Here is a 26,241-nt window from a genome sequence, read left to right as displayed (position 1 = left end):
TTACGGTTCTTGGGTCATTTTGCGTAGCTGTTCCAGCCACAGCGTTTCTTCCATTATCTCATCATTTTGGTAAAAATGGTCTTTGTCACGGGCCAGATGATCGACAAGTAGAGCCGCGTCCACAGGAGTGCAGACTGCGAAACTGTCCCGATCCGCCCCCTTAATCTCCCGGTTGAGGTAATACACCCGCTTGGCATCGCGGGAATACCAGTGCCCAAGCAGTTCCCAAGAAGTCAGCTCTGCTTTGGGAAGCTGTTTGCCGTAGGCATAGATCCGTTGCTCATCCCTGGCAAAATAGGTATCGCCCAAGGAGCGGAAAGAGGAAACTTCCGCGCCCTTGATGATCTTTACCTTGCCGTCTCCGTTGTGGAAGTAGACCTGCCGGCTGTCCTTTGCATATCCCTGGGGCGCACCCGAATCGTTCTGGCCGTTGTCCAACACCTGGAATGCTGCCAGCTCTGCATCTGGGATTCTCCCGCTGGTGGTGTAGACGGCTGTTTTGTCCATGGCATAGGCATAGTTTAACACCCGAAACGATGCCGGGTCTGCTCCATGAAGGCGAATCCCACCAAGAAAGCAGGCCGTAGAGGATTTGCCCCAGTAATGCCAGCAGCAGAAGTCTTTGGGCGCAACACCCTTCAACAAGCCGTTTTCATATAGGCCGGAGAAATAGACGGCTCCATCCCGAAGGAAAAATTCGTTGTCCACTGGCTCTGTGTTGGTAATTGGTTGCAGCGTTTCTTCGTGCTCGGCTGTGATGCTCAACTCGATCTCATCATCGCTGTAAACTAAGTAGAGCCCATGAGGGGATTTTCTATCGAAATGCAGTTCAATGTCACAATATTTGAGTATCAAAGGCTTTCCGCCGCTTCTCATGGTGGAAACGGCATCGGGCTTCCCGAAGATCTCTATGACCTCATCCTGCGACATTCCAAATTTTAGCGGTAAAATGTCCCGCGGATTCTGCAATATTTGATTGCGCCAAATAGTAAAGTCCTGTTTCATAGTTTTCCGTCCAGTGCCCCCACAGTTTTCATGGCAGCGGAATCAAATTTGCACTGCCGCAGTTCCCGTTCGATTAGGGCAAACGCATCGGGGAAGCACTCGATCTCGTCCTGATACTCATATTTCGCATACAGTTTCCCGTACTCCGAGATCCAGACCTCTGCCGGGTAGTAGTAGCCGATGTGACCGATGGGCTGGCACTTCTGACCGGCAGCCTGTTCGATCTCCGCCAGCTCACAGCCGGACATATCCCGGAAATAGGCTTCTTCCAAATGGTTTTTGATCCCGTTGACCAGGTAAGGGAACAGAGCAAACTCAAAGTCAGCCGCCCATTTCAGCTTTTTCTGCGCCAAGTACCACTCACAGCACAGGCCGAAATACTTGCGGTAAAACCGCTGGGTGGTCTTCATCATCGGGACACCATGATCGGCGTAATACTGCTCTGGGGTGGAAATATCCACACTGCGGCCTTCGTACCATCCGGCGTACTCCATCAGCTGCTTGACCTTGCTGCCCAGATCGCCAGAGATAGGGATGCGTTCTTTAATCATTCAATCCACCTCCTGCCTGCTGCGAATCAAAGTTCATTTGGATACCCGATCTTGTCCAGCCCCACCTTGATTTCTTCCCATTCATTGCGCTTGGAGTTCAACGCAGCGACCAGTTCTTTTGTTACCGGCACCCCATCAGCAAGCTGGCGCACAGCCTCCAAAGGCAGGTCTGCTGGGTAAAACCACTTTCCATACTCCACATAGGTCTGTGGATTGCCATCAACCATGGAGAGCAGATCCTTGGATGCGTCCTCGCCGTCCATGGGATTGCAGTGCCAGGTGGTTCCATCTTCCGTCCAGACGCAGAAGGTGCTTTTCATCTTTTTGACCTCACGGCTGCTCATAAGCTTTTGCAAAGCAGGGGGCATTCCATTCATCAGGTCTTCGACACGGGGAAGTTTGTCCTCCCAGTCGTAGAGTTCAGAATCCACGCCGTTAATCACGCAGCCTTCGGGCGCGAATAGGACAATCATACTCTGGTCGCTACCATCGGTGGCAAAGAATGCCTCCTTGCCTTTTCGCCATGCAGGGTTGTAGGTATAGTGGCGGATGAAGCTCCATTCCTCCTCCACCATGATGATGTCCAGAGCCGCCAGCCCTTTGCAGAATTTTTTCAGGCGCTCCGCATTGGGAAGGCCAGATAAATCTTTTGTGGAAATCATGTGGTTATCCTCCTGTCTTTCGTCACCACAGTCGGTCAATCTGGGTATATATCTTATTAGGCTCTCTGTCCGTAAAACTGGTCAATGAGTCAGTGGGTTCTGTAAGCGGCATCACATTTAAAATATCCAGTACATAATACCAGATTCCTGTATCCCAGTCCCGGAACCGACCATTGCAGACAGCCCGACCATAATCACCAGGAATCAAATCCAGTGCCAGCTCATTGAGGGGCTGTTTTTGCCCGGTCTTATTATAGGTATATCGCTCCGGCATCGCACCAATATGCCAATCATAGCGGTAACGCACCCGGATTCCGGGCTCCTGCTGAATCAGTTCAAAAGGGTGAAGTCGCACTGTGCCATTCGGCTTCCATTCCATCAGCCTGCGACAATCCTTATCGATCTGAAATCCATCGGGTCTCTGTAAAATAGATACAAAGTGTGTAGGCAGTCCAAAGGAATAGTAAGAGAAAAAGTCTTTCGGCAGCAGCATCGCTCTGGGATACTGGTTCCGTTGTGCGGCGGCGTTTCCGCCCCGACAGTCTTTATACCATTGCAAGCGGATCTGCTGGATCAGAAGCGTGGGCAGATATTTTTCTCTTTTTCGTTCCTCAGCTCTCATGGGTGATACAGAAAATCTCCTTGTTCAAATCAAAGTAGATCACCATCAGTTCGTCAGTAATCTCCGGATTGAAGGACAGGTCCAGAATGAAAACCTGCTGTTCCATCTCGTCATCCACCAGGCTGCCGAACCGCTTGAGCTTCAAAAAGTCTACCATCTCGGCAAAGGATAGCTTGGATGGATCGGTTCCCGGAAAGAGTTCCGCCGCAATATCCGGGCCTACATCGTCTCGGTGGAACTCCATAAAAAATGTCACAACGCTATGGTAGCGGCTGTCCTCGTCCGCCAGCGCCGCTTTGATGGCGGATTTAGCCTTTTCTGCCAGTTTTTCCGCCTCATCCAGCATTTCTCCCACTGCATCCATGGCAGCAGGATCGCCGGTCAGTTCTTCCTCTACATCGAAGATAAAGGGCAGTCCCGTGTTTTTGGGAAAAGTAAAGATTTCCTCACCGGGTGTATATGTAAAATCTATGCGTTTACAGTTCAGTTTCATCTCTGCGCCTCCTTACTCATGCCAGTTCCGCGTCCAGTATCTGAACTGGTTTTCCTTTCTCGTTCACATAGTAAAGGGCGATATAGTCGATGCCGTCCCGCTTGACCTGTTCCCACGGCATCCGTTCACCATTGAGCAGTTCCACGGTATCCGCTTCATCCGGTTCGAAGTCCTCTTTTTCGTCTTCATAGTCGATACTGTAACCCAGCTCCAGCACCAGTTTGGAGGCAGGGATCTCATACCGTTTGAGGGGACGGTGCTCCAGCTCAGATGGATCATGTTCATCGCAGAACATATTGTCGTAGCCATGCCGTCCACCGTCAAAGATGACGAACTCCTCGCCGTTTTCCGGGTCACGGGCTGCCACCAGTCCGGGAGCCACATCGCCATCTACAATATAGGATTGGGGCTCTCCTTTCGCCGTGAGCAGATCTCCGTAATACCAAACCTCCAGCAGTTCATTGCCGGTGGTGGAACAGAGTGTCACGGTAGGCAAACGCTTCTCCGCCCATTCTTTCACATGGCCGATGAGCCAGGTGGGATATTTCTCAGTCATCATAGTCTTTCTCCTCCTACTTCAATTTCAGCACAAATTCCCAGATACTTACCACAATCAGGAGGACGCCCAGCAGGAAGAAAACCACACGCCGGTATCCTCTGCTGTGGCGATAGGCATCCCGCGTACCAGTGGGATCGCAGAGCCAGTTCCAGTTGCAGATCGCTCCAAACAAAATCACGGTCCCGATGAGCACCGAGGCAATATAACAATGCTCTTGTAAAAAAGTCATTATCTTCTCGCTATTCATTTCGCTCTCTCCTTATAAAAACACCTCAAAGCAGACTTTTCCTTTGATATAATAAAAAAGCCTCGTTCCACACCGTCATTATAAATAACGACAGCTTGGTACAAGGCATAAAAAGACCGCAAGAGGAAATCCCCATCCAAGATTAGATATGGCTTCTTCTACAGACACTATTAGCTTTTTATATCTATTATAAATAATTGGGGGCTGTTTCCATGACTGATCCATGGGCAAAACCTCTCTTATATGTGTATTTTTATCTTTTTATTCTATCATAAACGATTTTTATTGTAAAACTTTTTCTTACTTTTTCACTTTCCTTATCCACTTTTCCTTCCTAAAAAAACAGAGAGCAGCTCATGTTATACTGCTCCCTGTAAAAAGATTATTGTATTTGATTCGGTTAAGCACTTGGAATAAAAGTTCCATTACCATCCCATGTGCCTGGGCGTTTGGTAAATTCTGGATGGGAAGGACAATTTAAGAACATATTGGTAAAATTGGATGTATTTAAAATATCCCAGTCATTCAACGCTGATGTATCTGTAAGCTGACTAATTCCATTGAACATTGCTTTCATATTATTTACAGCACTAGTATCCCAGTTTATTAGAGCGTTCAAATCCGTTAAAGATGAGCATCCATCAAACATAGAACTCATATCGGTTACATTCCCAGTATCCCAATCTGCTAATGCTCCTATATTTATTGGTTTTAGGGTAACAATCATTTCGCTCCACAAAAAAGCAGCCCGGATTATTCCAGACTGCAATTTCCATCTTTTATACTTTTATCAAACATCCACCTCGTAAATATATTTATTTATTTCAAATCTAATGTTGTGGTAATAAAGCATCCAAAAATATTGTAATAAAGTTTGCCTTTTCATTATTCAAATCAGTCACTTCCTGCATATCTTTTATTTTGAAAACTCAGTACCTTAAATAAATCTTCATACTGTGAAATAACAAAATCGGCTTCATTTATATCAAATGTCAGTTCGGGCGTATTTATAATGTTGTGGCCTACAATCTTATTCCGATAAATCGCTTCGCCACATACTATATTTATCAACAGCAAAAACAATATCCCAAACTTTATGAATATCATCGTTGATAATCGCACTTATACTTGAAATTGCCATCTATATTTCTCCTTTGAATCTTAACCATTTCATATCTCCTCATAAAGAGAACTATTTATTCCCGATATTAGAACCAACTTGTTTTTTCGTCCCTAAATTCAGGTTGGGTGCTATGCTCATAAGGATTATAGTTATTCAAATTGCAGCCGAACTCTTTCAATGATTTTATTTTATTATCCGCTGTCCATTCCACCAACGAAATACCATCAAATTCCTCTATACGCCCATTGTTCATTTCATTTTTAAAATACCATTCCACAATCGTCTGGTTTTCTTTGTGGAAAAATTGTTTTATTTCCCAAACAACAACTTTACCACGAGTATTCCATTCCTGAAACCAGTGTTTTACGAGTTGACGATTAGCATATTGGGTTCCCCAGCTTTCAATATAAATTACATCTTCTGCAAAAATATTGTCAATACCTAAATCCTGTTTTGTAAGCCACATTTCAAACCATAAATGAATAATTTTTTCCCTTTCATTCACAATTCATTACCTCGCTAATTTCAAAGCAATCCTACATATCTTGCATAATCAGAATAGTTCCTAATATATATCCGCAGTCCCATTCCTTGAAAATTTCATTATCATAATGGAAACAGGGGTGTTTAAATACAATACCTGAACCAATTCCATTATCATAAGTTTTCAGATAATCTTCATCAGCAGAAGATAAGACCTTAACCGTATCTGGAAATGTTTTCCAAAATACTTCCTCATCTGTATATAAATCTTTTTGGTACTGAGGTAACGCTAAAATCTCGCCTTTCATAAGAAAATCAACGGATAACCGCTTAATTTTCAAAGAGGGCATTTCCCCATCTTCTGGTATATCATATACTGCCTCATCAATTTCAATTTTTAACAAATCAACACCAAGTGAATCAAAAAAATATTTTTGTTCTTTAGTAAGGCTGTCAATAAAATCTTGATTCAAAGCTTTATCTTTTGAATAATCATTTGACTCATAAAATAACTTCGTCGATTCTATATCAACATCTAATTGCCATGGCATAAATTCAAAAAGCATATTCGTCACTCCTAAATAACAATTCCAATTGAGATTTCACCTGTTTTAAGAAATTTAATAACTGTTATATTTTATTATTAAATTCTTCGCAACCCCTTGAAAACACTGGATTTGTCGCAGGTGAGCTTTCCCTTATTATTTCCCTTGTGTTATATCGTCCCATCAGTGTTTATGCACTCTGATAAGGGCAAATACAAGGGCAAGAAAAATCTATAAGACAGTATAACACAAAATAAAAGTGACATGGTGAACTGATTGAAATGCTTCTTAATTTTTGCTACTACTGATTGATTAAATGATAAGGAGATGGGATACGATGAGAACAATATTTGCAGAATACAATCCACAGTGCAACAGCATTGATGTATATACTAATACGGGCTATATACTCCGTATTGATTGTTGGGAAGCAGAAAAAAATTTAAGAACCACACCTGGATCTGATTGTGCTTTGACATCGCTTGCAATCGATGAGCCATTAGAATATGCAAGGTTATATCTTGATGGGAATTTACAGATGTGGGTAGATGCTGAAGATTCATTAGAGTTATGATTATTCCAATCAAAATCTACTAGAATTTATTAAAAATTAGCTTCATAATTTTAAAAGGACAGCCCTATTGCTATGAGGCTGTCCTTAAAAATACAATAGATAAACCTAGATTATTCTTGCTACTATCTGATTGTTAAATTTTCTGTATTCCATATTGCAAATCTCCCTTTTCGCAATATTTTATTAGTATGAATGCCAGAATCGCTGAAAAAACACGTGCCAATACCGTACTCCACCATATCATAATCTGTCCACCAAATAAAGGTGGTAAAACAAGCATAAATATCAGCATCAATACTGGTTCAATGAATGTAAGAATGTATGACAATCCACTTTTTTCAGTAGCATAAAATCCAGCTGTCGCTATTCTGGTAATCGCAACAAATGGTAATGACACTAAAAATATAGGTAAAATTTTAGAAATCTCAATACTTACTTCATAAGAAGCTCCGAAAACCCCTCCAATATTTGCTCTGTTTACATACATGATAATTCCACCACAAACAGCAAGAATTATTGCAAAAATGTATGCCATTCTCTGAACTCCTCTCAGGCTTTCTTGATCCTTCTCACCATAAAAACGGCTCATTAAAGGTTGACTTCCATCACCTACGCCCTGCAATATGAGATATATGATACAGATAATATAGGATACACATGCATAAGTTGCAATAGCTTTTTCTCCCCCATAAGAAGCGGAGAATCGGTTTATAAACACCAATGAAATATTAGGAGTCAATGCTAGCCCAAATGGTGCAAGACCTACTCTGAATATAGCGCCACACATTTCTTTTACATTTTTTAAGGATACATACACATAAAACTTTTTATTATATAATGCGTATATGATTGCAATTGCTGCAGTCACACCCTGTCCGGCTATTGTAGCTGTGGCTGCACCTTTCATGCCCATTTCATATATCCATACAAAGATAAAATCCAGAACAATATTGGTTATGAATCCACCAACCATCGCAAACATTGACCAGAAAGAGTTTCCATAATTTCTAATGAATGGCATCATTCCAGTTCCAAGAATCTGCAATATTGCTCCAAGTGCTATAATTTTGATATAATCTGTCGCATTTGTTAATATAATTCCATCTGCTCCAAGCAATCCTAAAATTTTAGACGAAAAGGAGTAAATAATTATGGTACTGATAACACTTACTATTACAAGAAGCCACCAGCTTGTAGCAATAAATTCTTCTGCCCGTTTTCCTTTCTTTTCTGCTGCATTAATTGAGTAATAAACAGCTCCTCCCATACCAATTCCTGTTCCAAGAGCCTGAATCAAAGCATCAATCGGATATGCAATATTAATAGCCGAAAGTCCAGCATCTCCTATGGTATTGCCTACAAAATATCCATCCACTATCGCATATATTCCTGATAATGCAAATGCTATAATAGATGGAATAACATATTTAAAAAATAATGATTTATGATTCATTTTTCTTACAATCTCCTTCCTTGAAAAGTCTGATAAACAGCTCTGTATTATCATTAAGACTTTCTATATTCTCTAATCCCATTTTTTCGATTACATATATTTCTTTTGAGTGCAGTTTTTCTATGATATCTTTCGTATATTCCATTCCTGATTCTGTGAGGCATATCAGCTTATTTCTCTTGTCTGAATCATCAGATACCATATTGATGTATCCTTTTTTCTGAAAATCTTTTAGTATCGTATTTACCGTTTGCTTAGGTATATTCCATTCTTCACTTATCATTTTCTGCGTGCATCTTCCATTACTTTCATAAAATGAATACAAAGCAAAAATTCCATTTGAAGACAGTCCCTGATCCTTTGACCATTCCTCATACATTGCTGTACATTCTTTCCATAAAGCATAATATCGTTGCAACTGTATTATCATATTATTATCTTTTCTCATCTTTTTCCTCCTTAAACTAGTACGAATCCGGACTTTTATATTATAGTCCGAGTTCGTACTAATTGTCAAGATTTATTTATATACTTTTTCTTTATATAAACAATCAATAGTCCCTTACTAAGGACAGGAAGATTATGAAATTTCCCTGTCCTCTTTTAATAATATCCTCGTTCTTCCATCCAGTCTTTCACATAACATCTGATTCCAATATAAATAATATGCGACAGTAATAGCAATACAATAAGATTTATCGGATTAGCGTTTTTAATCCATTCTCCAAAGTAAATTACAACAGCTGTACTCGTTATCGCTACCACGATACTGATGATATCCCAACAATATTTCCGGTAGATTTTTCCTACCTGATAACCAATCCCGATTATCAGCCACCCGGTTATTACGAATAAAATTGCCATGACAGTACCGGCAATCAGCCAGTACACAATCCCGGAAAGAATACTGTTAGGTATTCCACTGCTTAACTGTCCGAAAGAGTCTGCACCTGTCACAAACTCCCGAAATAAACTTCCCATTCCTTTTCCTAACGCACCGAAAAAGACGATACAGTCGTTAAGGAAAACCGGCGAAAGAATCGCAGTAAACAGTGTTGTTGTTATGCTGTACCATGCCAGTAGAAACAAGATACTTTCATAACCAATCGTCATATTTTTATATTTCTTTTCTAACTGGCTTTTACGGCTATCGCATTTTTCTTTTGCTTTCCGGTAAGCAGTACGGTCACATTTTTCACATTTCTCATAAGGCACTTTTTTCTCAACAGCTACCTCTACCGTCTTTTGGTGTGTCTGTGCATAAAGTTTTTCCTGCTCTGCTTTTTCATACTTAAATTTCCATGCCACGGCTTCTGCGTCGGCTCTTTTCCTGCTGTCTGTCTCGCTGGTCAATCGTTCCTCTGTTTGCCTTAATCTTGTCCGCAATGCTTCGATATTCTCGGCTCTGTTTTCGCTGTTCAATTTCTCGTTCAAGGTCAGCGATTCGCTTAGCTGCCTGTTTAGTTCCTGGATTGTCTGGTCTTTCTGATCCAGTTCGTCCTGCATCTGTTCGGTCATCAGCAGAAGTTCTTCCACCTGCCCGACGTTCTCTAAGTTTCTGCATTCGCTCATCGATCTCCCTCGCTTTCTCTATCTGCTGTTTAAGGTCAGCAATTCGCTGTTCTGTTTCTGCAATAAGCTGTTCTCGTTGTTCAGCTTCTGCGTTAATTCCTGCCATTGCTGATTCTCGTTTTCCAACTGTTCGATTCTGGTTTTCTGTTGCTCGATCTGTGAGAGCAGTTCTTCTGTATCTGGCAAAAGATTTAGCAGCCTGGATAATTCGCTGTTTAAGCTTTTTAAACTCTGGTTCTGCTCCTGAAAAGACAGGAGTTGCCTGTCCCGTTCCTGCAATTCCTGTACCATCGCTGCCATAAGATTCTGCTGTTCCTCGATCTGGTTTATCATTGTCTCCATCATGGGAATGACTTCCCGGCTTTCTTCTAATGTCATCCAATCGCTCCTTCCATTGTGTCAATGCACCGGATACCTTTCCGAAAGAAATCTGTATTTTATCCAGCAGTGCATTTTGTCTTTTTATGATCTGATTTTCTACCACTTTCCATGACGCTGATTGTGTCTGCCCATTTTGAAATTTCTCATCAATTTTTCTGGCATCCGCGCCCTCATGGATCGTCGGTATCTCTAATTTCCCCTGCCTTGCATAAGAACGGTGGTCAATGTGATTTTCCGTTTTCAAATGTGCATTACAGACGTTTGCCCATTCGCTCCGCCATAGCTCACAATTTTTCGGATTGTTCCACCCGGTAGCATCGGTTAATACACGTTTCCACTGTTTGCGGTTCCTTGTCCCGACTTTCTGGACTCCATTTTCATCAAGTACGGGGATTCGGATTCCATGACGGTCAGGGTTCTTTTTATCCTGCCACCAGTCCGGATGGGATTCATCCACCACAATATTTCCATTTTCATCTCTGACAAACTCCCAATCCTTGATTTCTTTGTTACCCCATGAGTGGTCTGAATTGAATGGTCGCATCGTCACCAGTAAATGCACATGGGGATTACCATCTCCTTTATCGTGGATACTCCAATCCGCACACATTCCCTTATCTACAAAGGTCTTTTGAATATATTCAGTTGTATAATCAATCTGTTCCTGTCGGCTCCATTCTTTCGGAAGTGAGAACTCAAATGACCTGCCGAGTTGTGCATCTGAACTTTTTTCTATCCTCAAGACTTCATTCCATAAACGCTGCTTCTGAAAAGTAAGTTTGAATTTTTCCAGTGCAGCATTTTGGTTATCTGCCCTTTTATATCGGACAGATTTCTGGAACCGTCTGATATTTTCAGCAGGTACATTCTGCCATTCCTGTGGTGCATTTTCACACATCAGCAGGCTGGTATAAACGACTTCTTTTTTTGAAGTATAGTAGCTGATCCTGCCTGTTTCTTCATTTTTCATCACATCGCCATTGAGATAAGCAGACGCCGATATGATGGATTTTCCTTTGCTGCGTCCAACAATCTTTACTGTATAATGAAAAATCGCCATGCTCCGTTTCCCCCATTCTGCCGTATCCGGCTTTGATTTCCGGCAGGTAACGTTTTTCCTAAAAGAAAATGGTATCTGCCGGAGCACCCTCTGCGTAAGAGTGCCCTGTGCATAACAGCCTGCATGGAATGTGCCCCTCTGGCGAAGAGTGCCTCCTGCGGCATGAGCAGGTCTGGCTGAAAGCCCCGCCGACGGAACGAGCCCGGCAAGCGTAAGCGCAGACCGGTTGCCACCTGTGGCAAACTTATACGGACGACCTCTGGTTGTCCATAAGTGCGCCCTTCATGAAAAAGCAATGAAGGGAATGGAAACTCCACTCCCTCCGGCATTACACTTCCTCCGTATTTGCAACTGGCTCTTTCTGCATTGCCTTTGAGAAGAATTTCCCATTTGCTTCCTGCCTTTTTAAGAAGCCGACCAGCTTTGGAATATCCTCTTCCTCAATCGCACATCCAAGCACGGATTCCACCGCACCGCCAATCTGGCAGAGCCTGTGTGTCCGTTTTTTGGTTTCCACATCTTTCTGACGTTTCTTCAGTTCCCGTTTCTGTGCTGCGTACTGTTTCGCCTTCTCAAGGCTTTCCTGTTCTCTTTTTTCCAACTGGAGCATACGCTCCTCATAACTCTTTGTTGATCTTGCCATAAATATCATCGTCCTTTCTTTTTTCTACCAAACATAAGTTTCCTGTTGTCTGTCAGACGAAGTACATGGTATAATCTGCTTGCGTGTAGGTATATCATGGCTCCGGTCTGATAGAACCTTTGGCGGTTTCTTCGGGAACCGCCTTTTTAAGTGGAACCGTTTCTTGTGACGGCTTTCACATTTCCCTTATCCCTCAAGTCCCTGCCCTCGTTGGCTTCCATAAAAAGTTCCAGCATATCTGTTTTGATCAGGACTTTTCTCCCAACCTTCAATACCGGAAGTTTCTTCCACTCTACCAACTTTCGCAGGGTGTTCCTGCCAATTCCCGTATAATCAGCAGCTTCCTCAATAGATAAGGCGATCTTTCTTTGCGTCATATGACCACCTCCTTATTGATTGCATTATGCAATTTAATTTGTGCTGTCAGTATAGCGTGTTTATATTTCTTTGTCAAGCATTATGAAATTTTATTCTTTTTCTATTAATTGCATATTGCAATATATTTTATTGCGTGGTATAGTAATGACATACCGAAAAAGGAGGCACATCAGCATGAAAGATAAAGAACTACGCAAGCTGATCGGCAGCAGGGCAAAACAGCGCCGTCTCGAATTAAATCTGACACAGCCTTATGTCGCAGAGAAGATGGGAGTTACCGCTTCCACAATCCTGCGTTATGAGAATGGTTCGATTGACAATACCAAAAAGATGGTACTGGAAGGTCTTTCGGAAGCACTTCATGTATCGATTGAATGGCTCAAAGGGGAAACCGATGAATATGAAACTGATATTACGGATAAGAAAGAATTGCAGATTCGTGATGTGATGGGCGATATTCTCAAACAGTTACCTCTTGATCTTAATAAAACAGAAGACGCTTTTTCTAAAGACTTACTGCTGTTAATGTTAAAGCAATATGAACTGTTTCTGGATTCGTTTCAGTTCGCCTGTAAAAATTACAAAGGCAGTACCAAAGATGCGGACATTGCTAAAGTAATGGGATTTGAATCGAAAGATGAATATAATGAGATTATGTTTCTCAGGGAGATCACGCATACTGTCAACGCATTTAACGATATGGCAGATGTTGTAAGGCTCTATTCAAAGAAACCGGAAGCGGCAGAACAAAGGCTTGCAAATCTTTTATCCGAAGTTATGTATGAGGATTCTGAATCGGTATAGTAAGACAACCGGAGTTGTGATATACTTACACGCAAGAAGCATTTCAGCAGTTCCGATTGTCTGATATCGAAAGGAGACATACGGTTATGGCAAAAGGATCTGTTAGAAAAAAAGGAAAGAAATGGTACTATCGCTTCTATGTAGAGGACGCAAGCGGAAAAATGGTTCAGAAAGAATACGCCGGAACCGAAAGTAAAAGTGAGACGGAAAAGCTTCTCCGCAAAGCACTGGAAGATTATGAAAATAAGAAGTTTGTCGCAAGGGCAGAAAGCCTTACGGTAGGAGAACTTCTGGATATGTGGGCGGAAGAAGAACTGAAAGCCGGAACACTCAGCAATGGCACAGTGGAAAATTATCTTGGTGCAATCCGATGTATCAAAAAACACCCGATTGCAGACCGAAAGTTAAAAACAGTTACCGCTGAACATTTACAGAGTTTTCTCGACCTGCTTACATTCGGTGGCGAGTTTCCGGATGGAAAAGTGCGAAAAGGATATAGCAAAGATTATATCCATTCTTTTTCCGCAGTGTTACAGCAGTCTTTCCGTTTTGCAGTATTTCCAAAACAGTTAATCAGTTTCAATCCAATGCAATATATCAAGCTGAAACGACAGGCAGAGGAAGTTGACCTCTTTTCTGATGATGAGGTAGAAGAAGGTACACAGCCGATTTCACATGAGGATTACGAGCGGCTTATCAAGTATCTGGAAAAGAAAAATCCACCTGCAATTCTGCCGATTCAGATCGCATATTATGCAGGACTTCGTATCGGGGAAACCTGTGGTCTTACATGGCAGGACATCAACCTTGAAGAACAATGCCTGACCATAAAACGCAGTATCCGTTATGACGGAACGAAGCATAAAAATGTGATTGGAACAACCAAGCGAAAGAAAGTAAGGATTGTTGATTTTGGAGATACACTGACTGAAATATTGAAAGCAGCAAGACGGGAACAACTGAAAAGCCGGATGCAGTACGGGGAACTTTACCACCGCAACTACTACAAAGAGGTGCATGTAAAAAACAGGGTGTATTATGAATACTATCACCTTGACGGAACGCAGGAAGTCCCGGCAGATTATAAAGAAATATCCTTTGTCTGCCTCAGACCGGATGGTAGTCTGGAACTGCCGAGTACACTCGGCATTGCTTGCAGGTCAGTGTCAAAGAAGCTGGAAGGATTTGAAGATTTTCACTTCCACCAGTTACGTCACACCTACACCAGCAACCTGCTCTCCAACGGGGCGGCTCCGAAAGATGTACAGGAACTGTTAGGACATTCTGATGTCAGTACCACAATGAATATTTACGCTCACTCAACAAGAAAAGCAAAACGGGATTCCGCAAGACTTCTTGATAAAGTAGCGAGCAACGCTTAAACAAAAATTTCCCTTATTTCCCTTACGGATTCCGCATAAGGGCAAAAATAAGGGAAAATACATATCATTTCACTATCTAATGGGCTGAAAAGCCTGTAAAATAAGGAAAGTTCAGGAAATCTCTCCACAAATCCCAATTTATGAACCTAAAAAAGAGTATTTTTACTTGCTATTTCTATCACTCTTTTTGAGTAATACTCTGATAAAATGTCGCCAGTTGATTTAGTTTTTTATTTGATTTCTTATAGTCCATTCCTAACTCTCTATACATAACTGCCACAACCATAATGAATGACTTTATTGCTAAGTCTAATGCATACTCTTGTCCTTCATCCAAAGGACTGAGATCAATTGTTGCTAAGCAGTTACCAAGCCTGTTTGTATTTCCAAAATTACTGGCATGTAAAGAACAGCAGGCTCTCTTATATGCGAAGTATAAATTTATAACCATCGTTTTGTAATTTCCATCTGTATGTTCGATGACATATTCGCACATATCTGTAAAAGAGTAATGACCTGACCACCAATAATCTTTTAATTTGCTTACAGAAAATTGTTTCCGCAATTTCGCAAGCTCGTTCTCGTAGTCCTGCATTTTTTCTTTTTGTCCTGCGTACCTGCACATTGTTTTTAAATTTTTATATCTTTGCACATTATAATCAGCATAATATTTCTCTACCATTCTGTCTCTATCAACACCTTCACACTGTGCTTCAAATACAGAGATAATAATGAACTGTTCAAACAAATTACGGGCCAGGCCAAGGGCTCCATCCGGAAAACCATTTTTACATAATAAAATCAATTCACGGAGAGTCAAAAGACTTTTTCCCGTGCAGTTTAAAACAAGATTCATATACGATTCTTCCTGCTTATAATGGCCATGATTTATCTTATCCGATATCTCGTCTTCTATTAAATCTAAACACTCTTCTAATTCATCTATGCGGAATTTTAATATAATATCCTCTTGTGTCATCTGATCTCCTCATGATTTCATTCAATTCTATTAGCGTCAGACTCTAAATCAAAGTTTCTGTAATGCCACATACGCTTCCTGCAATGCTTCATGGAATTTTGATTCTTTTATTTCCGAAGTCAGACCAGGCTCATCAATATAAAATAAACAGGCTTCCGGTACTGTATCCATAAAGCACTTGTGAAACAGCGGATTTTCATAAGTATTTGCATATTCCGTATAAAAGGGTTCTGCTTGATCGTAATATTCTTCTTTCGTGATTCTTCCGTCCAGATAGTCCTTCATTTGATCTAACAAAACCGCTCTAAACTCCATGTCGCTCATGCTCATTTATCCACTCCCATTTTATATGTTAAAAATTACGGATTCCTGACAGGATTATATCACAACTATAATCCCATGTTCAACTGATCCGACAAATCGAACACCTTAAAATCCCATACTACTATTCCCATTACTCCATCAGCTTTTTATAGATTTCTTCCACATCATAGTCTGGAGCACACGATTTTGCCACATCCATGATTCTCTGCACCTTTCCCACATCATCTTCCTCCAGCTCATTTGCAATCGTGACTGCATCCTTGCCTTTTAATGCCTTTTTACACACCTTCCCGATCAGCCAGGTCAGCGATGCATACGCCAATCGTTCTTCCCTGACCTGTGCCCTGAAATCTTCCTCCGCCCATCTTAACTTTTCTTCCAAAGTAGCCATATTGTCTCTCTTTTACTCTTCTTCTGATTTTTTCATCGAACGATGAGCGTAAATATGAGGTGGTAGCAATGCAGGCTGACATAAACAGGTTCTGAGTATATTTCAGAATACTGAGTATAGAAAAGAAATGTCCGGAATAAAATAAAATTATATACGCAGGTGCCTTTTAGGTGGCTCGGAGAAGATCCGGGCTTTTTTATATTCGTTTTCAGGAGGTAATTTCACATGTTCAGGAACACAAAAGGAAACAGGCGTTTTCTGGATTTTTGGCTTTTTCTATTAAAAAAGAAATAAGCGACCGTTTGAAAATACTTTTCCCATTTTTCGTACCTGCTGCGGCACAATATGTTTTTGCTGCAGAAAAGAAAAAACCACAGCCAGTCAGGGTTTACCGACTGTCCGTGGTCTTTTCCAATTTATTATGACATATGTGTTTTTGCTCTTTGTTTCCGTTATAATGGGAATTAACAAATCCCCCAAACGAACCTCAAACCTCATCAATGGCATGACCGATATCATTTCTCATATATTTATTCCCAAATTCCACCCACTCGGTTGCCTTGTAAGCATTGGCACGGGCCTCTTTGAGATCGCCTCCTGTGGCTGTGACGCCCAGCACCCGGCCGCCGTTTGTGACGATCTGGCCCTGATCGTTTAATTTTGTGCCTGCATGGAATACAAAATATCCGTCTGCATCCTTAAAACGCTCCAGGCCGGAAATAGGATAGCCCTTTTCATAGTGCTCCGGATATCCGTCCGATGCCAGGACTACGCATACGGCTGCATTGTCCTCAAATTCCAGTTCCACCTGATCCAGAGTGCCGTCAATGCAGGCTTCAAAAAGATCTGCCAGATCGTTTTTCATCCTTGGGAGCACCACCTGGGTCTCCGGATCACCGAAGCGGGCGTTGTACTCCAGCACCTTGGGGCCATCTTCAGTGAGCATCAGACCAAAGAAAATGATCCCCTTAAATTCTCTGCCCTCCGCTCTCATGGCATCCACCGTAGGCTGATAGATCTTTTCCCTGCAGAATGCATCTACCTCGGAGGTATAGAAGGGACTTGGGGAAAATGTGCCCATTCCGCCTGTATTTAATCCCTGATCCCCATCCTTTGCCCGCTTGTGATCCTGAGCAGAAGTCATGATTTTGATGGTCTTTCCATCCACAAAGGATAAGACGGAAACCTCCCGTCCGGTCATAAATTCCTCGATTACGATCTCGTCTCCGGCAGAGCCAAACTGCTTATCCAGCATCAGGGTGCGTACCCCTTCCTTTGCTTCTTCCAGATTACTGCAGATTAAAACGCCTTTTCCCAGAGCCAGGCCGTCTGCCTTTAATACGATGGGCATTCTGGCAGTTTCCAGGTATTTGATGGCCTCCTCCGGGTCTGTGAAGGTTTCGTAAGCCGCTGTGGGGATATTGTATTTTTTCATCAGATCCTTTGAAAATGCCTTGGAACCCTCCAGAATCGCTGCATTTGCTCTGGGGCCGAAGGCACGCAGTCCTGCCGCCTCAAAGGCATCTACGGCTCCTGCTGCCAGAGGATCATCCGGAGCTACTACGGTTAAGTCAATCCCATGCTCCTTTGCAAAGGCCACCTGCCGGTCAAATTCCATCACGCCGATATTGACGCATTCTGCAATCTCTGCGATTCCCGCATTTCCGGGAGCACAGTAAATTTTTTCTACTCTGGGGCTTTTTGAAAGCTTCCATGCAATGGCATGCTCTCTTCCGCCGCCTCCTATGATCAGAATCTTCATATCAACTCTTCCTCTCCTATACTTCCCCATGGGCGATCATCTGGATTGCTTTTGGAAGAATAATCCATTCTGCCTGCTCCATGACCCGTCTCTGCAGGATTTCAGGAGTATCTCCCTTTTCCACCTCTACTGCCTTCTGCAGAATGATCGGCCCCGTATCCATACCGCCGTCCACATAATGTACCGTTGCACCTGTGACCTTTACGCCTCTTCTCAGCGCTTCCTCATGAACCTTCAGTCCATAATAGCCTACACCGCAGAAGGATGGGATCAGGGACGGATGGATATTGATGATCCTTCCCTCATATTTTTTCACCATAGCCTCAGGAATTTTTACCAAAAAGCCCGCCAGCACGACAAGATCCAGCTTATATTTATCTACTTTTTCAAGAAAGGCCCTGTTAAAGGCTTCCCTGCTCTCAAACTCCTTCGGAGATATACATACAGCCTCAATGCCGTGCGTTCTGGCCCGCTCTAAGGCATAAGCGCCGGGATTGTTGCTGATCACTACACTGATTTCCGTGTCTGTGATCTTCCCGCTGTCAACGGCGTCCAGAATTGCCTGCAGATTAGTGCCTCCGCCGGATACCATTATCCCTGTTCTTAACATAAGGCCACTCCCTTTTCGCTCTCTTCAATGGAGCCGATCACATAAGGAGTATCTCCGGCCGCCCGGATGGCCTCCATAGCCTTCTCTGCATCTGCCGGGTCAACTGCCACGATCATACCGATTCCCATATTGAAGGTGTTGTACATCATTTCTTCCGCAATATTTCCCTTTTCCTGTAAAAGCTTAAAGATTGCCGGAACCTCATAGCTGTCCTTTTTAATCACTGCACGGACGCCGTCCTTTAACATACGGGGCACATTTTCATAAAAACCGCCTCCGGTAATGTGGCTGCAGGCCTTTACGGCCACTCCGGCCTTTTTAATACTCTTTAATGCTTTTACATAGATACGGGTAGGCGCCAAAAGGGCTTCTCCAAGAGTCTTTCCCAGGCAGTCATAATAGGTATTTAATCCTTCTGCGGTCATCTCCTGCTCAAATACCTTGCGCACCAGTGAAAAACCATTAGAATGTACGCCGGTGGATGCCATACCGATGAGCACGTCTCCTGCCTTTAAGCTCTCTCCTGTGATCATTTCCTTCCGGTCGCAGACACCGACTGCAAAGCCTGCCAGATCGTAATCATCCTCAGGCATCAGTCCCGGATGCTCTGCCGTCTCGCCTCCAATCAAGGCAGCCTCAGACTGTAAGCACCCTTCAGCCACTCCCTTTACGATGTCGGCAATCTTTTCAGGATAATTCTTTCCGCAGGCAATGTAATCCAGGAAAAATAAAGGCTCGCCTCCGGCGCAGGCAATATCGTTTACGCACATGGCCACCGCATCAATACCGATGGTGTTATGCTTATCCATGATGATCGCCAGCTTCACCTTGGTACCGCATCCGTCTGTACCGGATAAAAGCACTGGATCCTCCATGTCCTTAATCTTTGACAGGGAAAACGCCCCTGAAAATCCGCCCAGACCGCCTAATACCTCCGGCCGCATGGTTTTCTTTACGTGCTCTTTCATCAGCTCTACGGACTTGTAACCCGCCTCTATATCTACTCCGGCTTTCTTATAATCCATCATCATCTCATCCTCTCCTTTACATCTGTGCAAGGTATTCTTTATAACCCAGTTTTTCCAGCTTTTCCGCCTTTTTTACCACATCATTTTTAAGGCCCTCGGAATACAATTTAAGCTTTTCAAGAAGCCCTGAATCAGAAGCAGCAAGGATCTTTGCCGCAAGGATGCCTGCATTGGCTCCTCCGTTGATGGCTACAGTGGCAACGGGAATGCCGCTTGGCATCTGTACGATGGAATAAAGGGAATCTACGCCGCCCAGGTCTGAGGTCTTCATAGGAATACCGATCACGGGAAGGGGGAATACAGCTGCACACATACCCGGCAGATGGGCTGCCTTTCCAGCTCCTGCGATAATTACCTTAAAGCCCTTTTCCTCGGCGCTCTTTGCCCACTGAAAGAAGATATCCGGCTCTCTGTGGGCAGAGATAATCGTCATCTCATAATCAATTCCCAGCTGATCCAGGATCTCCGCTGCCTTTGCCATAACCGGCATATCTGAGTCGCTGCCCATTACAATTCCTACTTTTGCCATGTTTCAATCTCCTTTTCTAATAATAAATATTAGCTTTTCTAATAAGTATCTTTTTATATCTTAATGTTACTTATAATTATAATACTAAGAAACTCTGGCAACGTCAATACTATTCTTTTAAAAAAGAAGCTTAAAAAAGGGCGCATTACAGCGCCCGGTTTAATTCCTCTGTTCCAGGCAACACAAACTGGCCGGCCTGAATCAGCAGAATTTCACTTCCGTCTGCCTTTACAGCCGTGATATCCCCCAGTTCATTATAAGGAATGGTAATATCTGTATGACAGCTGAAATAGGCTCTGGACATATCTTCTTTTCTTAAAAGGGAAATCTCATTGTCCCTGGCAATCACTTCTTTTCCGTCAGGATTGTACATGGGTGAATCCTCGGCAAAGCTGTAGCAGGTATCTCCCACTGCAAAGTGAGGCCCTGTCTTTTCTGCGATCAGGATAGGAAGCTTGCTGCCGATGTTGTATTTTTTTGCCATGGCATAAGCTGCGGTGTTGGTTCCAATAGCGAACTCGCCTAAGGGAAGCCAACTGTGACCGTTTAAGATTACCTGCTTTACCAGTTCTTTTCCTGAATCGAAATTTCTGCAGGAAAACTCCGTCACCCTTCCATCCTCAAACTCCAGACGAAGATCCTTAAAGAGATACTCCCTCACATAGACCTCCTTCACATGAAGCAGGCCCTTTGTTCCCTCTAATACCGGAGAAGTAAAGACTTCCCCCAGAGGAATATTTACATCGGAAACACAGTTTTCAAAGTTTGTTTCCCTGGAAGGGTCATTTAAAGTGTGCAGATGAACAGTCAGATCGGTTTCATTACCCTCCCGTCCTGTGATCCGCACATACTCCGCCTGATCCAATGCATCAATAAGCGTCTGCTGGATTTTCTGGTAGGTATCGTAATCCAAAGTATTGATCCGGATAGTTTCCTTAAAAATCTCCTCAAAATCAGGCCCGATCTCCGGTCTTGGAAATGCGATGATGGTAAAACTGGTCTCATCTCCGGGCATATACTGGTTCACGATCTGCCTGGATGCAGTGGCATAGGAAAGAGTCAGCTCCTGCTGGTGATCATTTAAAGAAAACGCAGTCTTCTTATTTACCGGCTCAAATTCCTCTTCCCCAAAGGTTTCCACCACAGCCGGACCGGCACACATAGCTGCCAGGTCTTTATATTCCTCATAAGCGGTTTTTAAAATAGACAGCTTGCGCTCCTTAAAAGCATTTCCCATATACAGGGCGCTGTCATAGCGGTGGTCATAATCATACTGGCGGTTGGCAGACGTACCGTAATATCCCCTTTTGCCGTTTGAACGGCGGTTTAATGACTCCACTGCGGCACGATAGCAGACCGGTTCCAGCCCCAGGCTGCGAAACTGCTCCACTGCACGGCGGATCATGCACTCAAATCCCAGCTGGTATTCCACTACCACTGTCTTTTTCTTTGAAAGATCCCTGCCCATTACCTCAAAGCCGCGGCGGTAGCCTTCTGTATAGGTATGGGCCATTTTTTCAATGGTTTCCTCCGGCAGCGAAGCCATAAACGCTGCCAGCCTACGCTCTGAATCAGAAACATACTCTCCGTACTGATACAGATAGCGCAGATCTGTCAGGTCTGAATCCATAATGATATCTGCTGCAAAGCTTAAAGCAGGATCCAGCCCTTCTCTGATCCGCCATGGCAGATGCAGATCTACATAATCGCTCACATACCAGTACAGCGCATCCCGTACCGCCTGCTCCCTGGGAGTCTCATTTTCCTCCTCCCATGCCTGGGTAAAAAGGTTATAAACCTCTAAAAAGGTCTCGCACAAAATCGCAATATATTCCAGGCGCATTTCAAAGGCATACACAATGCAGCCCCTGAGTTCTGTATAAAGAAAGGATAAAAGAGGGCCAAATTCCTTCCCCAGACAGTCTGCCGCATAATCAGGATTGGCAAAGCTCTCCCCATAATTTTCAGGGAGAATATCCTCATAAAGGCGGTGATTCCAGTCTGAAAGCTCCTCTAAGGAAAGCTTCTCCCAGCTCTCCGGCAGTTCTTTCTCCCCAATTCCCCTGGCAGTTAAAAGCTCACGGATCATGCCTAAGAATCCGGCGGTCCGTTTAAAATAAAGGCCGTATGGCAGACGAGCATCCTCCTCCTTAATCGAACGGATACGATCCAGAGAAAGCTCCAGGCGTTCCCTTACGGCTTCATTCTCTTCCCGTAATAATATTCTGTAATCCATAGAAAACTCCTACTCTACCGTCCTGTAAATCCTATGATAAGAATCACAGCCCAGATAATAATAAGAATGCCCTCCAGGGCGATTCCGATCTTAGCCAGGATATAGTTGCAGTTATCCTCCGTAAATGAAAGGATACCATACCACAGGCCTGCCGCAGCAGCCACAATGCTGGAAAACCCGTAGGCTCCTGTATTTAATCCTCCCTGTCCGGCTCCCTTTAAGGAAAGATAAATGCTGAAAGTTCCCAGCCCTAGTGCCAGGATTCCCAGTCCCAGACAGAAGAAGCTCTGTCTTGCAAAGGGATTTCTCACATAGGATATTTTATTTCCCACCTGTCTCAACGCTTCCACCTCCTGTAATGGATGAGAACCCTCACATAATGAGCGATCCCATGAATATAAAAGCCAATACCGGCTCCCAGCGTATTCAGGAACATATCGTCCACATCAAAGCTTCCCACCCGCAGGATCAGCTGAAGGGTTTCTAACATCAGGCTCCATATAAAGCCGAACATCACTGTATTATACCACAGGCGGCTTCTTTTGCTGATAATGGGCAGAAAGAAACCAAAAGGGATAAAGGCTGCGATATTACCTACAATATTGATCATAAAAAGGCCGAAGCCGAGAACCTCATAATAACGGAAATAACGGCCGATTTCTTTAAAAAGCACCAGATTGTAGGCATATTCCCGATCCGTTTCCGTTCGTCCGAAGGATTCTGAAAAAAACATAAAGTAGGCCAGAAGGCAGAGATACAGTATAAACAGTACCCATCCTGCCTTCTGGCGCGGGGTGGTATGTCGGATCATCACAGCCCGCCTGTTAAAATTCAATCTCGGATTTGCGCTTTAAAAGCAGCGCACCGTTTACGATTGAAATAATTCCCACAGCCAGTCCTATCACTGCAATGATGATACCCACAGCAATACAGCCGGCGCCGGTATTGCGCATGGTCTTATATACTCTTTCCATATTTTTACTGCCTTTCATGGTTTGTACAGCCAGGTTCCATTCTAAGCGAATGGTCACGCCTGCGCTCCATACTCTGCATAGTATGCGTCAATGGCTGCCTTTAATGTATCATTGATCACAATTTTTCCACCGCATTCCTTATTGTACAGGTATTCGGTCACATCTGCCATGGTAACAATGGCTGCTGTGGGGAAACCATAGAGATCCTTGATCTCGTCTAAAGCACTCTTTGTTCCCTTGCCACGTTCCATACGGTTTAAAGATACGATCAGACCCTTGATCTCCACATCGCCCTGAGCCTTTAAGATGGGGAAGGTCTCCTCGATAGACTTACCGGAGGTGGTTACATCCTCGATGATCATCACACGGTCTCCGTCCTTAATAGGACTTCCTAAAAGAATACCTGTATCGCCATGATCTTTTACCTCCTTACGGTTGGAGCAATAACGGATATCCTTTCCGTAAAGCTCACTGATCGCCATAGTGGTTGCCACGCTTAAGGGGATACCCTTATAAGCCGGTCCAAACAGCACGTCAAAATCCAGGCCAAAATTGTCATGGATGGCCTTTGCATAATATTCGCCCAGCTTACGCAGCTGTGTTCCTGTCACATATGCTCCTGCATTCATAAAAAACGGGGACTTACGTCCGCTCTTTAATGTAAAATCTCCAAACTTAAGTACATTGCTCTCTACCATAAATTCAATAAATTCCTGCTTATACTGTTCCATGTAATAAAACCTCCTTCATTTCTTCTACCTAATTTTACCATAGATTGCGGGCATTGTGAACTACCTATTGTCTGAAGCCAATGAACTTCCTGCTTCATAGACCTCGCTGCCTTACCCCACCGTCTAAAGCCAGTGGGATTGCGGCAGCCTCATTTCAACCTCCCAGCATAAATTTCTCTACGACCAGCCCCACCCCGTCCTCATTGTTTGAAGCAGTGATATAGTCCGCTGCATTGCGCACAGGAAGAACCGCATTTTCCATGGCCACTCCCAGACCGGCATACTGGATCATAGTCAGGTCATTATAGCCGTCTCCACAGGCGATCATCTCTTCCCGTTTCATGCCGATCCGCTCTAAAAGCCGCCCCAAAGACTGGGCCTTGTCAATTCCCTTTGGCATAACCTCCAGGAAAAATGGCTCTGAACGGTAGACGCTGAAATCCCGGCCCATGGCAGCCTTTACCCGCGGCTCCACCGTTACCAGATAATCTCCGTCATCCAGCATCAGAAACTTTGGAACCGGAAAGGACACATAGCCTTTCATGTCTTCTACCTGGCGCAGAGGCAGGTGATTGATATTAGATTCCTTGACAGCATAGGGACATTCCTTGTTGTTTGTGATGATCTCCTCCCCCTCATAGGTCAGGATATCCACTCCGTACTCCTCTGCCAGACCGATGATTTTCTCATTTGAATCCACGGGAAGCAGGGAGGAAAATACCACTTCCCCGGTGCCGCAGTTTGTGATCATACCGCCGTTATAGGATAAAATATAGCTTCCGTACGCTGCAAGCTCAAGCTCCTCTGCCAGCGGCTTGATCCCTGCTGTGGGCCGCCCGGAAGCCAGAACCACGATCTTTCCCATTTTCTGGGCTTCCATAAGAGCCTGTTTCGTTCTGGGAGTAATAATTTTATCCCTGTTTGTGAGGGTTCCGTCCAGATCCAGGACGATCATTTTATATTCCATTTTATAAATTCTCCTGATTTTTCATTTAAACTGCCGGTTGAAACCGCTGTATTCGTTTTATTTTACCAGATAACCATCTGTAAGAAAAGCCCGGATTCACCCTTGAGTTTCCGCTTTTTGCAATGTGACCTGGGGTCTGGTGTGCAGGGCGACTTTGAAGGTCATTAGAAAACCTTAGAAGATTAAATTTTTTGTTAAAATCCATATCAAACCTGTTTGAGCGCAGCGAGTTTTTGATATGGCTTTTGTTTTTAGAAAAATTTCAGACTCTTAGGCTTTCTTATGACCGGAAACCGGAGCCCTGCACACCAGACCCCAGGGTGCGGTGCAAAATGCGGAAACTCAAACGGATTCACCCTAATGCAAAACATGCAATACAATAACAGTATAAAACCATATCCAAGGAGATTCCATTATGTATGCAACTCATACCCGAAAACTCTGGCCTCTTCTCACAGCCGGAATCCTTGCTGCGCTGTCCCTCTCTGGCTGCCAGTCCTCCCTCTCCCCAGACGGACAGACTGCCGTCACCCTCAGCGAAGTAGCCCACTCCATCTTCTACGCCCCCCAGTACGCTGCCATTGAACTGGGCTATTTTGAAGAGGAGGGCATTGATCTGACTCTTGTAAATGCCGGAGGCGCTGACAAGGTGATGACCTCCTTAATCTCCGGAGACGCCCAGATCGGTTTTATGGGTTCAGAAGCCAGCATCTATGTTTATCAGGAAGGTTCGGATGATCCTGCCGTCAACTTTGCCCAGCTGACCCAGAGAGCCGGGAATTTTCTGGTAGGAAGGCAGGCTGAGGAAGATTTTAAATGGCAGGATCTGAGGGGTAAAACGGTGCTGGGAGGAAGAGCCGGTGGCGTACATATATCAATGTAAATTATGAGACGATTGTGATTTTGTGTAATTGGGTGGATGGATTGAATAGTGCGAAGAAGTCGCAACAAATAGAATAGCTTTAAATATAAGTGGAAATATTTTGTTAATATCTCCACTTATATTTTGCGAAATTTTGTTATCTTTTTCCAGTTAATCGGAAAACCCATATATTCAAAAAGATCATTTAATTTCAAATTTGAATTCTGCTTTTCATATCGGTCAAAAATATGCAATAATTGCTTTTTAAACAGTAAAAAATCGGTCTTTGGAAGTAGATAGCGAAAAGTAAT

General features: G+C 43.5%; 33 protein-coding genes and 1 pseudogene. 5 read left to right on the top strand and 29 right to left on the bottom strand.

The genetic code is table 11. The features are described from left to right. From ACZM6M_RS02910 to ACZM6M_RS02865, 10 genes are all read right to left on the bottom strand, one after another. The gene (locus ACZM6M_RS02910) at positions 1 to 765 is read right to left on the bottom strand and encodes a DKNYY domain-containing protein (protein WP_489489645.1); all 765 of its coding nucleotides are present in this window, start codon (positions 763 to 765) and stop codon (positions 1 to 3) included. A gap of 236 nt (positions 766 to 1,001) precedes the next feature. Then, positions 1,002 to 1,556, bottom strand: a complete 555-nt coding sequence (locus ACZM6M_RS02905; protein ID WP_489489643.1) for an SUKH-3 domain-containing protein — start codon at positions 1,554 to 1,556, stop codon at positions 1,002 to 1,004. 26 nt (positions 1,557 to 1,582) lie between these two features. Then, a complete protein-coding gene (locus ACZM6M_RS02900) occupies positions 1,583 to 2,257 on the bottom strand; it encodes a hypothetical protein (RefSeq protein WP_489489641.1) in 675 nt (224 codons plus the stop codon). Continuing rightward, positions 2,241 to 2,840, bottom strand: a complete 600-nt coding sequence (locus ACZM6M_RS02895; RefSeq protein WP_417301804.1) for a hypothetical protein — start codon at positions 2,838 to 2,840, stop codon at positions 2,241 to 2,243. The genes ACZM6M_RS02900 and ACZM6M_RS02895 overlap by 17 nt, the downstream gene beginning before the upstream one ends. Beyond that, the gene (locus tag ACZM6M_RS02890) at positions 2,830 to 3,333 is read right to left on the bottom strand and encodes a DUF2004 domain-containing protein (protein ID WP_407407188.1); all 504 of its coding nucleotides are present in this window, start codon (positions 3,331 to 3,333) and stop codon (positions 2,830 to 2,832) included. The genes ACZM6M_RS02895 and ACZM6M_RS02890 overlap by 11 nt, the downstream gene beginning before the upstream one ends. Positions 3,334 to 3,349: 16 nt before the next feature. Next, on the bottom strand, positions 3,350 to 3,892 hold the full coding sequence (locus tag ACZM6M_RS02885) for a hypothetical protein (RefSeq protein WP_337433505.1): 543 nt from the start codon (positions 3,890 to 3,892) through the stop codon (positions 3,350 to 3,352). A gap of 13 nt (positions 3,893 to 3,905) precedes the next feature. Beyond that, the gene (locus ACZM6M_RS02880) at positions 3,906 to 4,139 is read right to left on the bottom strand and encodes a hypothetical protein (RefSeq protein ID WP_489489638.1); all 234 of its coding nucleotides are present in this window, start codon (positions 4,137 to 4,139) and stop codon (positions 3,906 to 3,908) included. A 400-nt stretch (positions 4,140 to 4,539) separates the two neighbouring features. Further along, positions 4,540 to 4,866, bottom strand: coding sequence for a BspA family leucine-rich repeat surface protein (locus tag ACZM6M_RS02875; protein WP_337433507.1), 327 nt, complete (start codon positions 4,864 to 4,866; stop codon positions 4,540 to 4,542). Positions 4,867 to 5,347: 481 nt separating this feature from the next. Further along, the gene (locus tag ACZM6M_RS02870; protein WP_340277764.1) at positions 5,348 to 5,767 is read right to left on the bottom strand and encodes a nuclear transport factor 2 family protein; all 420 of its coding nucleotides are present in this window, start codon (positions 5,765 to 5,767) and stop codon (positions 5,348 to 5,350) included. Between the two features lie 31 nt (positions 5,768 to 5,798). Further along, on the bottom strand, positions 5,799 to 6,311 hold the full coding sequence (locus ACZM6M_RS02865) for a toxin-antitoxin system protein (RefSeq protein ID WP_296039021.1): 513 nt from the start codon (positions 6,309 to 6,311) through the stop codon (positions 5,799 to 5,801). A gap of 316 nt (positions 6,312 to 6,627) precedes the next feature. Here ACZM6M_RS02865 and ACZM6M_RS02860 point away from each other — a divergent pair, with 316 nt between their 5' ends. Then, on the top strand, positions 6,628 to 6,864 hold the full coding sequence (locus tag ACZM6M_RS02860) for a DUF6061 family protein (protein WP_002578301.1): 237 nt from the start codon (positions 6,628 to 6,630) through the stop codon (positions 6,862 to 6,864). Between the two features lie 133 nt (positions 6,865 to 6,997). Here ACZM6M_RS02860 and ACZM6M_RS02855 read toward each other — a convergent pair whose 3' ends face one another. From ACZM6M_RS02855 to ACZM6M_RS02830, 6 genes are all read right to left on the bottom strand, one after another. Further along, positions 6,998 to 8,317: an MATE family efflux transporter gene (locus ACZM6M_RS02855; RefSeq protein WP_065217726.1), complete on the bottom strand. Its 1,320-nt coding sequence runs from the start codon at positions 8,315 to 8,317 to the stop codon at positions 6,998 to 7,000. After that, the gene (locus ACZM6M_RS02850; protein WP_117964067.1) at positions 8,307 to 8,765 is read right to left on the bottom strand and encodes a MarR family transcriptional regulator; all 459 of its coding nucleotides are present in this window, start codon (positions 8,763 to 8,765) and stop codon (positions 8,307 to 8,309) included. Before ACZM6M_RS02850 ends, ACZM6M_RS02855 begins: the two co-directional genes overlap by 11 nt. 155 nt (positions 8,766 to 8,920) lie before the next feature. Further along, positions 8,921 to 9,670, bottom strand: a complete 750-nt coding sequence (locus ACZM6M_RS02845; RefSeq protein WP_009243742.1) for a DUF6040 family protein — start codon at positions 9,668 to 9,670, stop codon at positions 8,921 to 8,923. After that, entirely contained in the window at positions 9,609 to 11,330 is a 1,722-nt protein-coding gene (locus ACZM6M_RS02840; RefSeq protein ID WP_055247534.1) for a MobA/MobL family protein, read from the bottom strand. Before ACZM6M_RS02840 ends, ACZM6M_RS02845 begins: the two co-directional genes overlap by 62 nt. Before the next feature lie 328 nt (positions 11,331 to 11,658). Continuing rightward, on the bottom strand, positions 11,659 to 11,973 hold the full coding sequence (locus ACZM6M_RS02835; RefSeq protein WP_055247530.1) for a hypothetical protein: 315 nt from the start codon (positions 11,971 to 11,973) through the stop codon (positions 11,659 to 11,661). A 146-nt stretch (positions 11,974 to 12,119) separates the two neighbouring features. After that, positions 12,120 to 12,350, bottom strand: coding sequence for a helix-turn-helix domain-containing protein (locus ACZM6M_RS02830; protein ID WP_002578307.1), 231 nt, complete (start codon positions 12,348 to 12,350; stop codon positions 12,120 to 12,122). A gap of 175 nt (positions 12,351 to 12,525) precedes the next feature. Between ACZM6M_RS02830 and ACZM6M_RS02825 the strand changes: the two genes are divergently transcribed. Continuing rightward, positions 12,526 to 13,155 (top strand): helix-turn-helix domain-containing protein, encoded by a 630-nt coding sequence (locus ACZM6M_RS02825; protein WP_024738907.1) that lies wholly within the window; start codon positions 12,526 to 12,528, stop codon positions 13,153 to 13,155. 86 nt (positions 13,156 to 13,241) lie between these two features. After that, positions 13,242 to 14,537 (top strand): tyrosine-type recombinase/integrase, encoded by a 1,296-nt coding sequence (locus ACZM6M_RS02820; RefSeq protein WP_024738906.1) that lies wholly within the window; start codon positions 13,242 to 13,244, stop codon positions 14,535 to 14,537. A gap of 178 nt (positions 14,538 to 14,715) precedes the next feature. Here the strand turns inward: ACZM6M_RS02820 and ACZM6M_RS02815 are convergent, their stop codons facing one another. The 3 genes from ACZM6M_RS02815 to ACZM6M_RS02805 form a co-directional block, all read right to left on the bottom strand. Next, complete coding sequence (locus ACZM6M_RS02815; protein ID WP_296039024.1) at positions 14,716 to 15,516, bottom strand: DUF5677 domain-containing protein; 801 nt, start codon at positions 15,514 to 15,516, stop codon at positions 14,716 to 14,718. A 48-nt stretch (positions 15,517 to 15,564) separates the two neighbouring features. Then, a complete protein-coding gene (locus ACZM6M_RS02810; protein WP_178276282.1) occupies positions 15,565 to 15,846 on the bottom strand; it encodes a hypothetical protein in 282 nt (93 codons plus the stop codon). Positions 15,847 to 15,970: 124 nt separating this feature from the next. After that, positions 15,971 to 16,231 (bottom strand): hypothetical protein, encoded by a 261-nt coding sequence (locus tag ACZM6M_RS02805; protein ID WP_489489630.1) that lies wholly within the window; start codon positions 16,229 to 16,231, stop codon positions 15,971 to 15,973. 170 nt (positions 16,232 to 16,401) lie between these two features. On the opposite strand from ACZM6M_RS02805, the gene ACZM6M_RS02800 reads away from it, so the two are divergent. Further along, on the top strand, positions 16,402 to 16,656 hold the full coding sequence (locus ACZM6M_RS02800) for a hypothetical protein (protein ID WP_337934150.1): 255 nt from the start codon (positions 16,402 to 16,404) through the stop codon (positions 16,654 to 16,656). A gap of 62 nt (positions 16,657 to 16,718) precedes the next feature. On the opposite strand, the gene purD is transcribed toward ACZM6M_RS02800, so the two are convergent. The 10 genes from purD to ACZM6M_RS02750 all read right to left on the bottom strand — a co-directional run bounded on the left by purD (position 16,719) and on the right by ACZM6M_RS02750 (position 25,068). Next, positions 16,719 to 17,993, bottom strand: a complete 1,275-nt coding sequence (purD, locus tag ACZM6M_RS02795; RefSeq protein WP_066549824.1) for a phosphoribosylamine--glycine ligase — start codon at positions 17,991 to 17,993, stop codon at positions 16,719 to 16,721. Between the two features lie 16 nt (positions 17,994 to 18,009). Beyond that, on the bottom strand, positions 18,010 to 18,603 hold the full coding sequence (gene purN / locus ACZM6M_RS02790; protein ID WP_419504404.1) for a phosphoribosylglycinamide formyltransferase: 594 nt from the start codon (positions 18,601 to 18,603) through the stop codon (positions 18,010 to 18,012). Beyond that, on the bottom strand, positions 18,597 to 19,628 hold the full coding sequence (gene purM, locus ACZM6M_RS02785) for a phosphoribosylformylglycinamidine cyclo-ligase (protein ID WP_419504408.1): 1,032 nt from the start codon (positions 19,626 to 19,628) through the stop codon (positions 18,597 to 18,599). The genes purN and purM overlap by 7 nt, the downstream gene beginning before the upstream one ends. Positions 19,629 to 19,647: 19 nt before the next feature. Then, positions 19,648 to 20,160, bottom strand: a complete 513-nt coding sequence (gene purE, locus ACZM6M_RS02780; protein WP_066549830.1) for a 5-(carboxyamino)imidazole ribonucleotide mutase — start codon at positions 20,158 to 20,160, stop codon at positions 19,648 to 19,650. Positions 20,161 to 20,305: 145 nt separating this feature from the next. Further along, positions 20,306 to 22,396 carry an aminopeptidase gene (locus tag ACZM6M_RS02775; protein ID WP_419504403.1) on the bottom strand — a complete coding sequence of 697 codons (2,091 nt, stop codon included), beginning with the start codon at positions 22,394 to 22,396 and terminating at the stop codon, positions 20,306 to 20,308. A gap of 14 nt (positions 22,397 to 22,410) precedes the next feature. Then, complete coding sequence (locus tag ACZM6M_RS02770; RefSeq protein WP_331624741.1) at positions 22,411 to 22,728, bottom strand: DUF6142 family protein; 318 nt, start codon at positions 22,726 to 22,728, stop codon at positions 22,411 to 22,413. A 5-nt stretch (positions 22,729 to 22,733) separates the two neighbouring features. Beyond that, complete coding sequence (locus ACZM6M_RS02765) at positions 22,734 to 23,207, bottom strand: VanZ family protein (protein ID WP_066549846.1); 474 nt, start codon at positions 23,205 to 23,207, stop codon at positions 22,734 to 22,736. A 13-nt stretch (positions 23,208 to 23,220) separates the two neighbouring features. Then, complete coding sequence (locus ACZM6M_RS02760; RefSeq protein WP_489489626.1) at positions 23,221 to 23,370, bottom strand: hypothetical protein; 150 nt, start codon at positions 23,368 to 23,370, stop codon at positions 23,221 to 23,223. 53 nt (positions 23,371 to 23,423) lie between these two features. After that, positions 23,424 to 24,101, bottom strand: coding sequence for an orotate phosphoribosyltransferase (pyrE, locus tag ACZM6M_RS02755; RefSeq protein WP_066549850.1), 678 nt, complete (start codon positions 24,099 to 24,101; stop codon positions 23,424 to 23,426). A gap of 154 nt (positions 24,102 to 24,255) precedes the next feature. Next, entirely contained in the window at positions 24,256 to 25,068 is an 813-nt protein-coding gene (locus tag ACZM6M_RS02750) for a Cof-type HAD-IIB family hydrolase (protein WP_066549853.1), read from the bottom strand. A 415-nt stretch (positions 25,069 to 25,483) separates the two neighbouring features. On the opposite strand from ACZM6M_RS02750, the pseudogene ACZM6M_RS02745 reads away from it, so the two are divergent. Beyond that, positions 25,484 to 25,936, top strand: a pseudogene (locus ACZM6M_RS02745) (ABC transporter substrate-binding protein); the annotation flags it as partial. Positions 25,937 to 26,241 lie beyond the last annotated feature (305 nt).

It is taken from the genome of Enterocloster sp. (assembly GCF_057861365.1).
The sequence above is the reverse complement of the archived record's forward strand: the minus strand, read 5'-3'. Positions and strand labels throughout refer to the sequence as shown.

Bases quoted from the DNA above. Each gene is read 5' to 3' on its own strand.
- ACZM6M_RS02850 (WP_117964067.1), bottom strand. From the start codon at position 8,765: ATGAGAAAAGATAATAATATGATAATACAGTTGCAACGATATTATGCT.
- ACZM6M_RS02875 (WP_337433507.1), bottom strand. From the start codon at position 4,866: ATGATTGTTACCCTAAAACCAATAAATATAGGAGCATTAGCAGATTGG.
- ACZM6M_RS02860 (WP_002578301.1), top strand. From the start codon at position 6,628: ATGAGAACAATATTTGCAGAATACAATCCACAGTGCAACAGCATTGAT.
- ACZM6M_RS02905 (WP_489489643.1), bottom strand. From the start codon at position 1,556: ATGATTAAAGAACGCATCCCTATCTCTGGCGATCTGGGCAGCAAGGTC.
- ACZM6M_RS02830 (WP_002578307.1), bottom strand. From the start codon at position 12,350: ATGACGCAAAGAAAGATCGCCTTATCTATTGAGGAAGCTGCTGATTAT.
- ACZM6M_RS02805 (WP_489489630.1), bottom strand. From the start codon at position 16,231: ATGGCTACTTTGGAAGAAAAGTTAAGATGGGCGGAGGAAGATTTCAGG.
- ACZM6M_RS02750 (WP_066549853.1), bottom strand. From the start codon at position 25,068: ATGGAATATAAAATGATCGTCCTGGATCTGGACGGAACCCTCACAAAC.
- ACZM6M_RS02855 (WP_065217726.1), bottom strand. From the start codon at position 8,317: ATGAATCATAAATCATTATTTTTTAAATATGTTATTCCATCTATTATA.
- ACZM6M_RS02840 (WP_055247534.1), bottom strand. From the start codon at position 11,330: ATGGCGATTTTTCATTATACAGTAAAGATTGTTGGACGCAGCAAAGGA.
- ACZM6M_RS02810 (WP_178276282.1), bottom strand. From the start codon at position 15,846: ATGAGCATGAGCGACATGGAGTTTAGAGCGGTTTTGTTAGATCAAATG.
- ACZM6M_RS02820 (WP_024738906.1), top strand. From the start codon at position 13,242: ATGGCAAAAGGATCTGTTAGAAAAAAAGGAAAGAAATGGTACTATCGC.
- ACZM6M_RS02885 (WP_337433505.1), bottom strand. From the start codon at position 3,892: ATGATGACTGAGAAATATCCCACCTGGCTCATCGGCCATGTGAAAGAA.
- ACZM6M_RS02760 (WP_489489626.1), bottom strand. From the start codon at position 23,370: ATGGAAAGAGTATATAAGACCATGCGCAATACCGGCGCCGGCTGTATT.
- ACZM6M_RS02815 (WP_296039024.1), bottom strand. From the start codon at position 15,516: ATGACACAAGAGGATATTATATTAAAATTCCGCATAGATGAATTAGAA.
- ACZM6M_RS02765 (WP_066549846.1), bottom strand. From the start codon at position 23,207: ATGATCCGACATACCACCCCGCGCCAGAAGGCAGGATGGGTACTGTTT.
- purE (WP_066549830.1), bottom strand. From the start codon at position 20,160: ATGGCAAAAGTAGGAATTGTAATGGGCAGCGACTCAGATATGCCGGTT.
- purM (WP_419504408.1), bottom strand. From the start codon at position 19,628: ATGGATTATAAGAAAGCCGGAGTAGATATAGAGGCGGGTTACAAGTCC.
- ACZM6M_RS02880 (WP_489489638.1), bottom strand. From the start codon at position 4,139: ATGAATAGCGAGAAGATAATGACTTTTTTACAAGAGCATTGTTATATT.
- ACZM6M_RS02835 (WP_055247530.1), bottom strand. From the start codon at position 11,973: ATGGCAAGATCAACAAAGAGTTATGAGGAGCGTATGCTCCAGTTGGAA.
- ACZM6M_RS02775 (WP_419504403.1), bottom strand. From the start codon at position 22,396: ATGGATTACAGAATATTATTACGGGAAGAGAATGAAGCCGTAAGGGAA.
- ACZM6M_RS02895 (WP_417301804.1), bottom strand. From the start codon at position 2,840: ATGAGAGCTGAGGAACGAAAAAGAGAAAAATATCTGCCCACGCTTCTG.
- purD (WP_066549824.1), bottom strand. From the start codon at position 17,993: ATGAAGATTCTGATCATAGGAGGCGGCGGAAGAGAGCATGCCATTGCA.
- ACZM6M_RS02890 (WP_407407188.1), bottom strand. From the start codon at position 3,333: ATGAAACTGAACTGTAAACGCATAGATTTTACATATACACCCGGTGAG.
- ACZM6M_RS02865 (WP_296039021.1), bottom strand. From the start codon at position 6,311: ATGCTTTTTGAATTTATGCCATGGCAATTAGATGTTGATATAGAATCG.
- purN (WP_419504404.1), bottom strand. From the start codon at position 18,603: ATGTTAAGAACAGGGATAATGGTATCCGGCGGAGGCACTAATCTGCAG.
- pyrE (WP_066549850.1), bottom strand. From the start codon at position 24,101: ATGGAACAGTATAAGCAGGAATTTATTGAATTTATGGTAGAGAGCAAT.
- ACZM6M_RS02825 (WP_024738907.1), top strand. From the start codon at position 12,526: ATGAAAGATAAAGAACTACGCAAGCTGATCGGCAGCAGGGCAAAACAG.